The organism is Archaeoglobus sp. (assembly GCF_017656475.1).
Taxonomy (GTDB): Archaea; Halobacteriota; Archaeoglobi; order Archaeoglobales; family Archaeoglobaceae; genus Archaeoglobus.
On the sequence record NZ_JACDNT010000004.1, the window covers coordinates 1 to 13,341 of the forward strand.

16 protein-coding genes and 1 tRNA gene are annotated in these 13,341 nt (G+C 45.9%); 6 read left to right on the forward strand and 11 right to left on the reverse strand.

Annotated elements, in window-relative coordinates:
* Positions 1–52: 52 nt before the first annotated feature.
* The gene (locus H0Z19_RS01660) at positions 53–694 is read right to left on the reverse strand and encodes a hypothetical protein (protein WP_290723185.1); all 642 of its coding nucleotides are present in this window, start codon (positions 692–694) and stop codon (positions 53–55) included.
* A gap of 323 nt (positions 695–1,017) precedes the next feature.
* On the opposite strand from H0Z19_RS01660, the gene H0Z19_RS01665 reads away from it, so the two are divergent.
* Positions 1,018–1,392, forward strand: coding sequence for a hypothetical protein (locus tag H0Z19_RS01665; protein ID WP_290723186.1), 375 nt, complete (start codon positions 1,018–1,020; stop codon positions 1,390–1,392).
* 70 nt (positions 1,393–1,462) lie between these two features.
* Here H0Z19_RS01665 and H0Z19_RS01670 read toward each other — a convergent pair.
* From H0Z19_RS01670 to twy1, 5 genes are all read right to left on the reverse strand, one after another.
* Positions 1,463–1,537: transfer RNA gene (locus H0Z19_RS01670), tRNA-Ile, on the reverse strand.
* 45 nt (positions 1,538–1,582) lie between these two features.
* Positions 1,583–3,097 (reverse strand): MFS transporter, encoded by a 1,515-nt coding sequence (locus H0Z19_RS01675; protein ID WP_290723187.1) that lies wholly within the window; start codon positions 3,095–3,097, stop codon positions 1,583–1,585.
* A gap of 32 nt (positions 3,098–3,129) precedes the next feature.
* Entirely contained in the window at positions 3,130–4,392 is a 1,263-nt protein-coding gene (gene tiaS / locus H0Z19_RS01680; RefSeq protein WP_290723188.1) for a tRNA(Ile2) 2-agmatinylcytidine synthetase TiaS, read from the reverse strand.
* Positions 4,370–4,960, reverse strand: a complete 591-nt coding sequence (locus H0Z19_RS01685) for a translin (RefSeq protein ID WP_290723189.1) — start codon at positions 4,958–4,960, stop codon at positions 4,370–4,372. Before H0Z19_RS01685 ends, tiaS begins: the two co-directional genes overlap by 23 nt.
* On the reverse strand, positions 4,957–5,850 hold the full coding sequence (twy1, locus tag H0Z19_RS01690; RefSeq protein ID WP_290723190.1) for a 4-demethylwyosine synthase TYW1: 894 nt from the start codon (positions 5,848–5,850) through the stop codon (positions 4,957–4,959). Before twy1 ends, H0Z19_RS01685 begins: the two co-directional genes overlap by 4 nt.
* Before the next feature lie 130 nt (positions 5,851–5,980).
* Between twy1 and H0Z19_RS01695 the strand changes: the two genes are divergently transcribed.
* Positions 5,981–6,727 (forward strand): alpha/beta hydrolase, encoded by a 747-nt coding sequence (locus H0Z19_RS01695; protein ID WP_290723191.1) that lies wholly within the window; start codon positions 5,981–5,983, stop codon positions 6,725–6,727.
* 298 nt (positions 6,728–7,025) lie between these two features.
* On the opposite strand, the gene H0Z19_RS01700 is transcribed toward H0Z19_RS01695, so the two are convergent.
* A complete protein-coding gene (locus H0Z19_RS01700; RefSeq protein WP_365892221.1) occupies positions 7,026–7,508 on the reverse strand; it encodes a class I SAM-dependent methyltransferase in 483 nt (160 codons plus the stop codon).
* Between the two features lie 173 nt (positions 7,509–7,681).
* Here H0Z19_RS01700 and speE point away from each other — a divergent pair, with 173 nt between their 5' ends.
* Complete coding sequence (speE, locus tag H0Z19_RS01705) at positions 7,682–8,491, forward strand: spermidine synthase (RefSeq protein ID WP_290723192.1); 810 nt, start codon at positions 7,682–7,684, stop codon at positions 8,489–8,491.
* Positions 8,482–9,600: an aconitase X gene (locus H0Z19_RS01710; RefSeq protein ID WP_290723193.1), complete on the forward strand. Its 1,119-nt coding sequence runs from the start codon at positions 8,482–8,484 to the stop codon at positions 9,598–9,600. Before speE ends, H0Z19_RS01710 begins: the two co-directional genes overlap by 10 nt.
* On the opposite strand, the gene H0Z19_RS01715 is transcribed toward H0Z19_RS01710, so the two are convergent.
* Positions 9,593–10,039 carry a hypothetical protein gene (locus H0Z19_RS01715; RefSeq protein WP_290723195.1) on the reverse strand — a complete coding sequence of 149 codons (447 nt, stop codon included), beginning with the start codon at positions 10,037–10,039 and terminating at the stop codon, positions 9,593–9,595. The two genes, H0Z19_RS01710 and H0Z19_RS01715, sit on opposite strands and share 8 nt — an antisense overlap.
* Positions 10,040–10,085: 46 nt before the next feature.
* Between H0Z19_RS01715 and H0Z19_RS01720 the strand changes: the two genes are divergently transcribed.
* Together H0Z19_RS01720 and H0Z19_RS01725 are read left to right on the forward strand one after the other, a co-directional pair.
* A complete protein-coding gene (locus tag H0Z19_RS01720) occupies positions 10,086–10,364 on the forward strand; it encodes an AF2331 family protein (RefSeq protein ID WP_290723196.1) in 279 nt (92 codons plus the stop codon).
* The gene (locus H0Z19_RS01725) at positions 10,361–10,750 is read left to right on the forward strand and encodes a hypothetical protein (RefSeq protein WP_290723198.1); all 390 of its coding nucleotides are present in this window, start codon (positions 10,361–10,363) and stop codon (positions 10,748–10,750) included. Before H0Z19_RS01720 ends, H0Z19_RS01725 begins: the two co-directional genes overlap by 4 nt.
* Here H0Z19_RS01725 and gatA read toward each other — a convergent pair.
* The 3 genes from gatA to aroE all read right to left on the reverse strand — a co-directional run bounded on the left by gatA (position 10,745) and on the right by aroE (position 13,270).
* Complete coding sequence (gene gatA / locus H0Z19_RS01730) at positions 10,745–12,106, reverse strand: Asp-tRNA(Asn)/Glu-tRNA(Gln) amidotransferase subunit GatA (RefSeq protein WP_365892223.1); 1,362 nt, start codon at positions 12,104–12,106, stop codon at positions 10,745–10,747. The genes H0Z19_RS01725 and gatA overlap by 6 nt on opposite strands.
* Positions 12,107–12,108: 2 nt before the next feature.
* The gene (gene gatC, locus H0Z19_RS01735) at positions 12,109–12,390 is read right to left on the reverse strand and encodes an Asp-tRNA(Asn)/Glu-tRNA(Gln) amidotransferase subunit GatC (RefSeq protein ID WP_290723201.1); all 282 of its coding nucleotides are present in this window, start codon (positions 12,388–12,390) and stop codon (positions 12,109–12,111) included.
* 70 nt (positions 12,391–12,460) lie between these two features.
* Positions 12,461–13,270 (reverse strand): shikimate dehydrogenase, encoded by an 810-nt coding sequence (aroE, locus tag H0Z19_RS01740; protein WP_290723203.1) that lies wholly within the window; start codon positions 13,268–13,270, stop codon positions 12,461–12,463.
* Positions 13,271–13,341: the final 71 nt, after the last annotated feature.

Consider the following 13,341-nt stretch of genomic DNA (forward strand, 5'->3'; position numbering starts at 1 on the left):
TGAAGATTGAACAAGTTAAAGAAGAGATTGGATTGAGGATTGTGTAAGCACCCTAGTCTTTCATAGTTATTTTCCTGCCAAATAAATTGATCATGTTCACAAAAGACCTTGGGAGGTTATAGGAAAACTTATTCCAAAGTACTTTCACTTCTTCTGATAGCTCTACATTGTAGATCTTACAAAGATCATCAACAGAAGGCGGGAACATGTACATTCTATGAAAATATTCATATTTTCCAATAAATTTTACAAGTTCAACAAATTCACCATTCTCGTTTGCTATACAGAAGTAATACTTCAACCCATTCTCCGTTGGTAGTATTATTTTTTTACCTTCCTCGATTTCATCTAGGATGGCCTTTGCAATAATATCCATCACATCTGGTGAAACAATATTTTCTCTTGCTAAATCACATACATAATGAATGTTATCAAACGAGATGATATCTGCCTCTTTTACAAGTTCTTTTGGATTAAGATCCAGTAGATAATCTCTTTTTTCAAGATGCTCAGCATTTATGTAGCAATTAATATTATGAATTTTTATTTTACCATCAGTAGGATCGAAGCCAATCGATATTGGTAGCAATTCAGGATTTGATTTTATTATCGTGTTAAATGCTCCAAATACGTTTAATGTTTTACCTATACCCTTTGGTGCGGGGATTTCGAGGATGTTGACTTCTTTCAGCAATAAGACAATAGAGCAATAAGACAATAGGAGTTACGTATTTAAGATGGCCCAATATTTTTTCTAATGTCGTATATTTTATCTCCTTTGCTCCGAGGGAGATGTACTCCTCCATCATAGTACACTTTGCTTCATAATTATTTAAATTTAATACCCCTTTTTAACACCTTAGAACTGCCTATGGTTTTGGTGCAAAAACCCAACAAGAGTCAAGCAAAAGAAGTGTGGGTAGTAGTTGGTAGTATGAGCAGGGGCATAGTATGGTAGTATGGTTCTATCAAATTTAAATAGAGTAAAATTCTAAGCTTCATTGGAGGTGAGTTAGGATGAAATCGGCGGAGATTAGTAGAAAGATACAAGAGAATATCCCGATTAAATTCGACAAATTCCCTAAACTTAAACATGGAATTCCATATGAATTTTATAAATGGGATCGCGACAAGGAAGGGCGGCTTTGTCTATATTATTTCGTAACAGGTGGGGAGAATGTTCACCAAAAAAGAGTTGTTATGAATGAACTTGTTGCAGCAATAATGAGATTCTTAGAAACTGGTAGATTTAACAGAGAGGATTTCAGAGAACTATGTCCGGTTACAAGTAGAGATGGAGATTGCGGATTTACGGTGATAGGAAGGATTATGGAATACTTATTTGATGCAGAATACGAAGGAAGAGGCAAGGGTTTCAGAAAGAAGTTTTAATTACTATAATTCGCACTCGCATCATTAAATCGGCTAGAGGAAATCGGCTGGAATACACCTAAAAAAGGAATGGGCCCGGAGGGATTCGAACCCTCGACCGCCCGGTTATGAGCCGGGCGCTCTGACCTGGCTAAGCTACGGGCCCTCTGAATTAATTCAGCTTTGAGTATATTTGTTTTTTGCTTCGTGACTATGCTATGGCTCCACCTCTTGCAGCCTTTGCCGCCCTGACATGCTCCGACCCACGCAGAAACAGCAGTATTATTAGCGAGGTCAGGATTGGGAAGATTATCATAGTGTTAAAGACAAAATGCATGCTGTCAACGAACCCTTTGACCATCTCAACAAGCGGTGCAGGATTGCCGTACTTCGCGTATGCAATGAGAATTCTCATCGTTCCGGGGTCAGGAATCTGGTTTCCGTATCCGGGAATCCAGTCTTTCATGCGTGTGGTCAGCAACACGCCACCAACAGCGACACCCATTGCCTGAGCGAGCGTATTCATCGACCTCAAGGTGCCGTTGGCCATCCCCGCTTTTTCTATCGGCACTGACGAGATTGCTACGTTCAGGGAGGGAGACATCAGCATGCCCATCCCTATACCCATTGGAGCTATTCTTGCGAAAAATTCCCAGTATTTGATATCGACATCCACTGAAGAAATGTCGATTAGACCAATTGCAAAAAACAGCGGCCCTAAGGACATCAGATACTTCGGATTCATTCTGTCACTCAGCCTTCCTGCAATCGGAGCAACGAAGGTGTTCATGAGCGGAATGCCAAGAAGCCAGTATCCTGCTTCCTCTGCAGTGAGAAACTTCAGACCCTGCAGGAAGTACGGGAAAACGAATAAACTCGCCGAAACCCCGAAGAAAAGAATTGATGTAGCAACGACAGAAACCGTGAAGTTTCTCACTCTGAACAGGCTTAAATCAAGCATGGGATACTTAGTTTTCAACTCCCACAGTGAAAAGGCAAGCAGGTAGGGGAAAGAGACGACGAAACACGAAATTGTCTTCTCATCCCACCATCCCCAGTCCTGCCCCTCTATGATACCGAGCGTTAAAGAGCCTAGTCCGATTGACAGTAGCAATGCTCCAACCCAGTCGACCGGAACCCTCTCTTTTCCCCCAAGAGGAGGGAGAGCTAGCCAGGCTGCAGCTATCGCGAAAATTCCGATTGGAATGTTGATGTAGAAGACCCAGTGCCAGCTCAAGTTGGTTGTGAGCCAGCCCCCAATAATTGGCCCGAGTGTGAAGCTCGACGCCATCAGAATGGCGTTCAAACCCATAACTTCCCCTCTCCTCCCTGGAGGGAAGAGTTCAGCGGCTATTGCGAGCGTGTTTGCACTGAGAATCGTGCCGCCAACAGCTTGAAGAGCTCTGAATGCAATCATCGATTGCGTATTCCAGGATTGGCCACAGAGAAAACTGCCGAGAACGAAGATAACCATTCCCAGAATGAAAAATCTGTCTCTCCTCACCATATCTCCTATTCTTCCTGCAATAACAAGCAGTACGACCATCGTTAGTGTGTATGCGTTCATTATCCACTGCAGGTCAGACATTTTTGCCCCGAAATCTTCCGCAATCCTCGGAAGAGCAACATTCAGAACACTGACATCCAGAAGAACCATGAAAAGGCCAGCGCTCACAGGCAGAAAGGCTATCCATGCTTTCAAAATGCTCTGGTCATCACCGTTCATCGGAACTCCTTAACACCTGTATTATTAAAAACTTACCTGAAAATGTGTCTCCTTTCAGCGTCCATCCTTATAAGGGGTTTTGAAAGATGTCGCCTTGCAGATGGGGGAACCTCGTAAAATCCAGGCTCAAGACTTCTTACCACTTTCTCCCGGACTCTTTCCTTCGCTTTGGTTTTGCACTTCCTGCACCTGAATCCCTGATTCCTTCCAGCAGACTCCATTCTCTTCCCGCAGATTGGGCAGATCGGATTTCTCTCAACGTAGACCTCGGCAACCTCTATAACTCTAAGCTTCTCCAGGTTTATCGTATCCTTCTTCATTGAGCCATATACTTCCACAACGTCGCCGGGTTTCAGCATTCTGACGATGTTGCGGAACTGCTTTGTCGGTTCGAAAGCTGCGCACTTGATGTTGCCGAACTTGGTCTCAATTTCGAAGAAGACGTGACCGCCCTCAATATCGTAAGGTTCATCCACGACCTTCCCCCTTATGCAGTATGAATGGTAGTTTTCAATCTTATCCAGACTCTCTGCGTCGATAATGTGCATATCTGTTGCGTGGTTCGTTACGAAAATCATTCTCCTGTCTATTGGCTCCGTTCTGACCATTGACATTGCCTTGTGCAAGGCTTCGACATTCTCCCCCCTGAGACCGTAAAGGACGGGGCAGGGGGTGTTGGGGATACAAACAACAGCATCGTTGCACCAGTCCACATTGTCGAAAGTCTCTGGATAGAGCTCGAAGTCCATGTCGAAGAAGCTCTCCTCATCGTACTCTCTCTCAGTCCCAAATCTCTCCGGATACCTGTAGGCAATCAGCTCAAGCGTGAAGTCGTTTAGCTCTGCTCCAACAGCAGCGAGAGCACCTATAAGTCCTCTCCTCTTTTTGTGTTTCAGGTGAGGGATAAAGTACTTTCCGATGATGAAAAGAGCTTCATCGAGCATCACAACATCCTTTATGGCCTTCTCCGCAAACGGTTTCAGCTTAACCGCAAGCTCTTCATCAACAAAAACTGCTCCGGGATTCGTGTTGTCATCTTCAAACATTGCATGCTCTATTATAACTTCATTCACAACGTCCACAAGCTCGCCAACGTCATCAACATCAGCAAGAAAACTCACCGCCCCATTTCCCCTCGTTTTGTATGGTATTGTTGGATTCAACCTGATAAGCCTTGGGAAACCTATTACTTTCCCAAGTTCTCTCTCTATTCTCTCCATTGCAAGGACTGCCAGATATGTCGTGCACATTCCTTTGCTGCTGTCGGTATCGTCAATCCCCACCCAGACTCTCATTTAATCTCGCTACCCTTGCTGCGATATAATCAGATTTCGTTCTTTCTATGCTCATTCTCGCCACATCAAGCTTCTTTCTTAAACCGGGGACGAGCTTTTCGGGAAAGCTCGTGAATTCCATCAGGTGCTCGTAAATTCTTTCCATTATTTCCAGCATACTCTGAGCAGTTTGAAAATCACCCTCAATGAGCTTTGTAAGCGCGTACCGCCTCAACTCTCCTACCGCATCTGCAAAGCCGTTTAAAAACGCGGATGGTGTTACATCAAGGTCAATATCGAAGGTGAATTCACCAGTTATTGCGTTTTTGAATGCAATTGCTTCAACAAGCTCCTGCATGGCCTCGTTGCAGAGGTAAAAGTAAATCTCAGGATATTTGCGGTAACCATTCACCTTTTCCAGGAGTTCAACCGCACTTTGAAGCTCTAAGTTTGCTTCCTCAATTTTTCCTGAATGTATCAGGGCAATCGACTTTGTAGAGTGGATTCTCATCTCCCTCAAAATTTTCAGCAACTCCTCCCTCGCCGATTCAAGCTCCTCAAGCCTTTTCATGCATAACTCAAGCCTCATTTTACCCTCTCCAGCAGCACGACTCTGCTCGGCTCGGATTCCATTTTCACCTTATAGCCTGTACACTCAGCAAGCTTTCTTGAGAAATCAACGATGTCTGAATGTTCGGGCATGTTCTCCCACTTTAGCCTCAATCTGGAGTAGCCGAGATACATGTATGCCTTCGCCTCAATAAAGTCTGGCTCTGCCCTCTCTATAAGCTCAGAATATCCTCTGATCGCCTTATCATCCATGTTGTAACCCCTAATCAAAGTCAATCTCACCACGCTTCTGCTACTGTTATCTCGCATGACTTCTAAACTCCTCAAAATTTTATCCCAGTTTGACCTTCCGGGTCTGTTGAGGGTAAGATGACTCTCCTCGTCGAACGCCGTTAAACTGATGTAAAGCTGGGTCGGATTCACCCTCTCCAGCATTTCGGGATTCGTTCCGTTTGTAACGAGAAAGGTCGTAAACCCTCTCTTCTTGTACTCCTCAATGAGTTCTGGCAGCATGGGGTAAAGTGTGGGCTCACCTATGAGGCTTATGGCCACCTGATTCGGCTTGTAAGCTTCCTCAAGCTTCTTTCTGTTGACTCCGGCAGTTCCGTGGAAACCGCTGAGTAAGCGGTGCTGTGCTTTAATGCTCTCTTCAACGATGAACTCAGGCTCATCCCACCCTTTGAAACCCTTTAGCAGCTCAAGTGGACGCCAGCAGTAGATGCAGCTCTGATTGCACATCAATGCCGGACTCATCTGAAGACAGCGGTGGCTTCTAATCCCGTAGAACTTCTGCTTGTAGCAAACTCCCTCATCCTTCAGCGACTTCTTCAACCATAGACACGTCTTGACCGCTGAATGCCTTCCCACGATCTGATATCCTTTGAGTTCGCTGAGCAGCTTTTCGTTCATCGTATAAAGTAAGACGAGTTGTTATTAAAATTTGACTCAGTGGAGGTGTCTGAACCTTGTGTTAAAAGCCGACTTCAGGTTACTTTGCACTCCAAAACCTTAATATAATCTGTAAAAATTAATCTTTACCATGGAAAGAATTACCCTCGAAGTCGATGCTCTGAGAATCCCAGTTTTGAAGGGAAAAGACAGAGATATAATGTACATCCATGGCTCAGGATGTGACGCCACGCTCTGGGAAAAGCAGCTTGAAGAGGTCGGAGGTTATGCAATCGATTTGCCTAACCACGGCCAGAGTTGTGAGGCAGAGATAAGAGATATATCCGATTACGCCTACTTTGTCGCAAAGGCTGTGAAGAAGCTCGTGGGCAGTGCTGTTATTGTAGGGCACAGCCTTGGAGGGGCGGTGGCGCAGAAGATATACCTAGAGTACCCCAAAGTTGTCAAAGCCCTCGCACTCGTTGGGACAGGCGCGAGGCTCAGAGTCCTACCAGAGATACTTAAATTGCTGAAAGAGAAGCCTGAGGAGGCTGCAAAAATGGTTTCTAAATATGCATTTTCAAATGAATCGCTTGCTGACGAATTTTCAAGAATTTTTGCCGAAAGAGCAAAAGTCCTTCACCTCGACCTCTCTCTGTGCGATAGATTTGACCTGCTCGACGACTACAGGAACGGAAAGATAAAGGTTGACGTTCCGACTTTGCTTATTGTCGGCGAAAAGGATGCTTTGACACCGGTGAAGTACTCTGAGTTTCTCAAAAAACACATCCCGTCTGCAGAGATGGTGGTGATTCCCGAAGCCGGCCACATGGTGATGCTCGAAAAGCCAGATGAGTTCAACAAAGCATTGAAAAATTTTGTTGAAAGGCTGCAATAGATTTCTTTTATCATTCTTTCACAGCTACAAGGAATATTCTGTTAAACTTCAGGTTCACCAATCCTCTCTCATCCGATTGCTGTTCAAATGCTCTCTTTACGATTTCTTTGAATGCTGAAATGTAGTCCTCTATTAGCTCTACATCGTAATAATCCTGGTTCAGAATCCGGCTATTGCACCGGAGGAGAATATCCTGAACACCTCCGCAGGGGTGTGTGATGTTGTAACTGTCTCAATTTTCGAAAAAACAACCTTGAAACAGCACTTTTCGAAGAGGGAGCTATATTCTTTTGCTGTCTCAAGATAGAACCATGGTTCTTTGAAGTGGGCAAATGTTTCCATAGTCCATCTTGTCCCTCTTCACCAATTTGATTGCCTCTATAAAATTAGGGCAGTACACTTTTTTCGCAGGCGCCTGGATTCCAATCCTCCCGTTCCTCCTCAGTGATCTGTAACAATTCTTTATTGTCTTCTCCGGTTCTTTGAACCACTGAAAAGCCGAATTGCAGAAAATGACGTCGAAAGTGTCCTCGTAGTCTATGTCCTCTACACTTTTGATTTCGTAAACTATGTCAAGTCCTCTACTTTTTACAACGGCCTCTTTTATCATGCCTCTTGATGGGTCTATTCCCACAACCTTCCCGTTCGTTAAACTCCTTATCTTCCTTGTTAAGTGACCGGTTCCGCATCCCAAGTCCAAAACGTCTTCGTTTCCTCCAATTTTCAGAAGTTTTAGCAGTACTTCAATGCTGATTTTTGTACTGTTGCAATATCTTCGTATTCTGCCGCAATTTTTGAGAAGTCTAAGTCTATTTTGCCCATGCTTATCCTTTGCTTAGTACCAATTCTGTTTATAAAATTCCGCAATGATAGCACATCTTTAACTTCGAAAAACTCGGTTAAAACTTTAACACGAGACATAGGTTTATATTCCCATCAATCCTTCATTAGCTCATGGATTGGTTCTACGAGTACTACAACGGATGTGGTCTGGCAATCAAAATTAAAAGAAAGCTGTACGAGACAAAAGGAGTCCAGAAAGTCGAGATTTACGAGACCGAATCATTCAGGAAGATGCTCGTTATAGATGGGAAAATACAGCTTACCGAGTTTGATGAGGCTTTCTATCACGAAATGCTCGTCCACGTTCCGATGCTTTCTCATAAAAATCCGAAGAATGTTGCGATTGTTGGCGGGGGTGATGGTGGAGCATTGAGGGAGGTTTTGAAGCACGATGTCAGGAGAGCGGTTTTGGTGGATATAGACAGGAACGTTATTGAGCTTTGCAGAAAGTTTCTGGGCATTGACAGAGGAGCGTTTGATGATGAAAGGGCTGAAGTAGTCATCATGGACGGGAAGGAGTTCCTGAAAGACTGTGAGAGGTTTGATGTAATCATTGTGGACAGCACCGACCCCGTTGGGGTGAGCGACACTCTGTTTGATAGAGAGTTCTTTGAGCTGGCAAGGGAGAAATGTGACGTCATCAGCCTTCAATCCCAGTCCCCGCTCATCCAGAAGGAGTATTTCAGAACTCTGCTGTTCAACTCATCCCCATTCGAAAGGAGGGAGGTTTACATATCCTGCGTTCCTTCTTACCCGCTCGCTCTCTGGAGCTTCATAATCGGTGGTGATTACGATTTTGAAAGCTTGGACAAAAGATTTGAGAGGATAAAGGGAAAGACGGCTCACTACAACCCCGAAGTGCACAGAGCTGCCTTTGCTCTTCCAGAGTGGCTTAAAAAGGAGGTGAAAGAGTGTATCTGACAAAGGATGAAGAGAGGCTGCTGGAAAGTGAGAACGAGACGGTCAGAAAGTGCATGGAAATTCTTGTTGCTGAGGGTGAGGCTAATGAAGCTGAGAGGCTTATTGAGGTAAAGTCAGCGCACATTTCAGGAGTTAGCTATGACAACATTGGTGACGGAGGCTTGGAGTGGCTTGAGAGCCTTGACGCTGAACTGAAAGTTCCCGCAACGCTCAATCCCGCGGGAATGGATTTGGAGAGATGGAGAGAGATGGGAATTGATGAAGACTTCTACGAGAAGCAGATGCGCGTTCTGAAAGTCTTCGAAAGGCTGGGGGTTAGGATGACTCTAACATGCACACCATACTACCTCCTGAAACCGGAATTCGGCGACCATCTCGCATGGGCTGAGAGTTCTGCCATCGTTTACGCCAACTCAATTATAGGGGCAAGGACGAACAGGGAGAGTGGGCCGTCAGCAATTGCTGCGGCAATAATCGGGAAAATCCCCTACTACGGGATGCACATAAAGGAGAACAGGGCACCAACGATTGCTGTGAAGATCAAGGGCGATCTGGCTGCTGCAGGATATGAAGCTGGAAAAGTTCTGAGAGATGAGGTTCCCTACTTCATTTTCGACAGGAGCGTGACGGAGGAGGAGTTGAAGCTTCTGGGTGCGGCGCTTGCAGCTACCGGGAACACAGTAATGTTCCACGCAGAGGGCATCACTCCAGAGTGGAAGGACTTTGATGTCCCGGAAGAGAAGATAGAGATTGAGGGCAGAATTGAAGGGGGATGCGAGCCTGACCTTGTGACGGTGGGCTGCCCCCACGCCTCGCCGAAAGAGCTTGAGATTATTCTGAGCTTGCTAAAGGGAAGAAAAGTGAAGAGAGAGTTCTGGATCTTCACCGCAAGAGAGGTTGTGAGGAAAAATCAGGATTTGGTTAAAAAGCTTGAAGAGCATGGCATTAAGGTTTTCTCCGACACCTGCATGGTCGTTTCTCCTGCAACTTCAAAATTCGAGTGCGTTATGGTGAATTCGGGAAAAGCCTTGCATTACCTCCCCAAGAACAGAAAGGTAAACGTTCGGTTTGGCGATTTGAAGAGCTGCGTTGAAACGGCTGTTAGTTAGACTTGAGAAAATCGATGAGTTTTTTCTTTACAGCTTCTTCATTTTCTTTGAGTTCTCTCCTCTTCACAAGCATAGTATCGGCAGTTAAAGCACCGTATTTTATGGCAAATTTTAGGTAAAACTCGGCATACCTCTTCTCGTCGAACCCGCCGTAGCAAATTACCATTTTAATCTTTTTACCATCTGCATATTTTCTGAAAAAAGCTGTTACCGGAGGGCAGTTCAGAGTCCACTTCGGAAAGCACAGCACAATTTCACTGCCGGAGGGTGGCTGTGTGTCTATTTTCACGCCAAGATAGGGGATAAATGAGAGGATGAGCCATAAAATGTAGGGAAGCTTGTAACTCTTTATCTCTCGCACCTCTCCATCAAATTCTGACGCCAGAATTTCCGCAATTCTCCTGCTGTTTCCGGTAAAGGTGTAGTAGTAAATTTCCACGAAATGAGTTGGGATAAATATTTTTACTCTTTGCCCTACTTGATACATGCCGGCCTACGTTTTCAGCAAGGAGAGCTTCCTCAAGTTTCTGGAGGGGCACCTAGATGAAGATGTCGTCATCGTTGTGTCGAGTGACGTAACGGATTTCAGAAAGGAAGTTACGGAATCTCTTGTGGGAGAGAAGGAGTACTGCTTTGCAGAGTTTGCCATTCCTGCGGATATATTCGATGCCGATGAGGAGGAGCTTGATGAGCTCATGAAGTATGCAATCGTGTTTGTAGAGAAGGAAATGTTAAGCGAATCCGGAAAGAAGGCTATTAGATGAAGTGGCAGGAATTTGAGGAAGAGGTAAGAAAAATCTGCGAAGCTCACGGCTTCTCCACCAAGTTCAGGTGCGTGTTTAAAGATGAAGAGGGAAAGTCGGAGATAGATGTGGTCGCTGAGAGATACGGCATCGTGCTTTGCTTCGATGCAAAGCTTTACTCTGCATCAAGATACAGGGTTTCGCAGCTCAAAAAGGAGGCAGAAAGGCACAGGGAGAGAGTGGAGCGATTTTCAGCAATAACGGGAAAAAAGGCTGTTCCGGTAATCGTGAGCTTCATCGACGATCCTCTCCGCTTTCACTCCGGATGCATCATCGTTCCCTATCACGCTCTAAACGAGTTTCTCGCCAATCTGCACTACTACCTCGCAGAGTTCGGTTTTCTATGACTGCAACCTTTCTCCAAGCCACTTCCCTAAGTTGAGCAGCGTGTTTTCCGAGAAGTAGTTCCCAATCACCTGCAGTCCGACAGGCAACCCCCTCTCAAACCCAATGGGAACGCTCAACGCCGGAAGTCCGGCCAGGTTAATCGGAACTGTATTAACGTCAGCCTTGTACATCGTCAGCGGGTCAGCGAGTTCTCCTATTTTGAATGGTAAGGAAGGCATGGTGGGTGAGATGAGAATGTCATACTCCTCGAAGGCCTTTTTGAAATCCCTGATGACAAGTGTCCTCACTTTCTGAGCCTTCAGATAGTACTTGCCGTAGTAACCTGCAGATAAGGCATAGCTGCCGAGCATTATCCTCCTTTTTACCTCATCCCCGAATCCCTCTGCCCTGACCTTTGAAAAGTACCTTCTCCACGAATCGAGCTTCTCTAATGCGTAACCGTACCTCACACCATCATATCTGGCGAGGTTTGACGATGCTTCGCTCATGGCGATGATGTAGTACGCTGCGAGAGCGTACTTGAAAGACGGCATGCTAACTTCTTTGACTTCATGCTTCTCCTTGATGACTTCAACAGCCTCGCTGAAGCGCTTCATCACATCTTCATTGCCCCCCATCTCCGCAATCACACCGACCTTCAGCTTCCTGTCCTCAGGAACGAATTTGAACTCCTTTCCGGAGTTTGTTGAATCTCTGCGATCTTTGCCTGCAATGACCTCAAGCAGTAAAGCGAGGTCGTCAATGCTGTCAGCCATCGGGCCTATCTGCTCTAAGGAATTTGCGTAGGGGATAAGTCCGTACCTCGAAACGAGGCCGTAGGTCGGCTTTAAGCCATAAATACCGCAGAAGCTCGCGGGACACCTTATACTACCTCCCGTGTCACTTCCCAATGATAAGACTGCCTCGTCTGCCGCTACTACAGCAGCACTTCCCCCGCTACTCCCTCCAGCAACTCTGTCAAGGTCGTAGGGATTCCTGACAACACCGTAGTAGCTGGTTTCCGTCGTGGTGCCCATTGCAAACTCGTCCATGTTTGCCTTTCCGATAATGATCGCACCCTCAGCCTTTAATCTCTCAACTACGTGGGCATCAAAGACCGGCTTGTAGTCGCTGAGCATTTTCGATGCGCATGTCGTGAGAATGCCTTTGGTGGAGATGTTGTCCTTCACCGCCACCGGAATTCCGGCAAGTCTGCCCTTAAGCTCTCCTCTGTCGTACTTCTCCGCCATTTTCAGTGCATCATCTTTGCAGACAGTTATGTAGCCGTTAAGCTTGCTCTTCTCAATGCGTTCGAGCATCTCGGAAACGGCATCGTAGCATCCGTGACTCTCAACCTTTTCCTTCCACTCAGTTATCCTCACTCAACCACCCTCGGCCCCTTGAAGTAACCCTCTTCCTTATGCTTGGCGTTGCTCAAAGCCTCCTCCTGCGATAAATACTCACCCTCTACATCCTCTCTGAAGACGTTTGTGATTGGTAGAACGTGAAATGTTGGCTCAACATCCTCCTCAGCCTCGTCAAGGATGTTGAAGTAATCGATAATCTTTTCAAACTCCTTTCTGAACTTCTTAGCCTGCTCTTCAGTTATCTCAATTTTGGCCAGCTCTGCCGTGTGGTAAACGTCCTCGATGGATACCATGGGAGCGAGTTGAGGTTGAGTAATAAATGGTTTTTCAAGTGAAGCAGTGGTGAAAAAACCTCAAAACAACTTAACTTCTTAAAGCCTTTAAAGCAGCTTCCCTCATAACCTCGACATCTGGCTTAACGCCAGTCCAGATTTCAAATGCCTTGGCACCCTGATGTACGAGCATCTCTATGCCGTAAACAACCCTGCAACCCCTCCTTTTGGCCTCTAAAATCAGCGGTGTGTTCATTGGGTTGTAGACTGTATCAAAAACCAGCTCCACACCATCCAGCAGTGAAGACGGCACGGGCATCTCAGCCCTGAAACCACTCATTCCAAGCGGGGTGGCGTTAACCAGAACGTCAATCTTCCCTTTGAGCTCCTCAACTCTGCTCAGCGGCCAGAAGATGCACTCTCCATACATCCTCAGCATCTCCACCGCTTCCATACCCTTCGACTCAGTCCTGTTTGCGAGGATTACGGTGGAACCCATCTCCAGCAAAGCCAGTGCTGCAGCCTTCCCTGCCCCTCCTGCCCCTACAACCAAGGCAATTTTTCCATTCAAATCGTTTCCGGCAAGTGCAGCCTTCACGCCGTGGACGTCGGTGTTGTATCCGACCATCTCGACTAGGTCGATTGTGTTCACCGTCCTGATCTTCGCAGCCTCTCCTTTAAGCTCCACAAACTCAACAACGTTTTCCTTAAACGGAATGGTAACGTTCAACCCCTTAAATCTCAGAGCCTTAGCACCGAAAACAGCATCTCTTAATTTGTCAGGCTTAACTTCAAAAGCCAGGTAAATACCATCTATTCCTGCATCTTTTAAAGCTGCGTTTTGCATTGCAGGCGAGACGGAATGCTTAACGGGAAACCCGATGAGGCCTAAGTAGAGCATAGCGCACGTAGTTGCCAAGTAAATAAAGTGTTTTCGTGCAGGAATGGGTGGTATTACCGAGCGGTAAGTAT

Bases quoted from the DNA above. Each gene is read 5' to 3' on its own strand.
- H0Z19_RS01665 (WP_290723186.1), top strand. From the start codon at position 1,018: ATGAAATCGGCGGAGATTAGTAGAAAGATACAAGAGAATATCCCGATT.
- H0Z19_RS01675 (WP_290723187.1), bottom strand. From the start codon at position 3,097: ATGAACGGTGATGACCAGAGCATTTTGAAAGCATGGATAGCCTTTCTG.
- tiaS (WP_290723188.1), bottom strand. From the start codon at position 4,392: ATGAGAGTCTGGGTGGGGATTGACGATACCGACAGCAGCAAAGGAATG.
- H0Z19_RS01685 (WP_290723189.1), bottom strand. From the start codon at position 4,960: ATGAGGCTTGAGTTATGCATGAAAAGGCTTGAGGAGCTTGAATCGGCG.
- twy1 (WP_290723190.1), bottom strand. From the start codon at position 5,850: ATGAACGAAAAGCTGCTCAGCGAACTCAAAGGATATCAGATCGTGGGA.
- H0Z19_RS01695 (WP_290723191.1), top strand. From the start codon at position 5,981: ATGGAAAGAATTACCCTCGAAGTCGATGCTCTGAGAATCCCAGTTTTG.
- speE (WP_290723192.1), top strand. From the start codon at position 7,682: ATGGATTGGTTCTACGAGTACTACAACGGATGTGGTCTGGCAATCAAA.
- H0Z19_RS01720 (WP_290723196.1), top strand. From the start codon at position 10,086: ATGCCGGCCTACGTTTTCAGCAAGGAGAGCTTCCTCAAGTTTCTGGAG.
- H0Z19_RS01725 (WP_290723198.1), top strand. From the start codon at position 10,361: ATGAAGTGGCAGGAATTTGAGGAAGAGGTAAGAAAAATCTGCGAAGCT.
- gatC (WP_290723201.1), bottom strand. From the start codon at position 12,390: ATGGTATCCATCGAGGACGTTTACCACACGGCAGAGCTGGCCAAAATT.
- aroE (WP_290723203.1), bottom strand. From the start codon at position 13,270: ATGCTCTACTTAGGCCTCATCGGGTTTCCCGTTAAGCATTCCGTCTCG.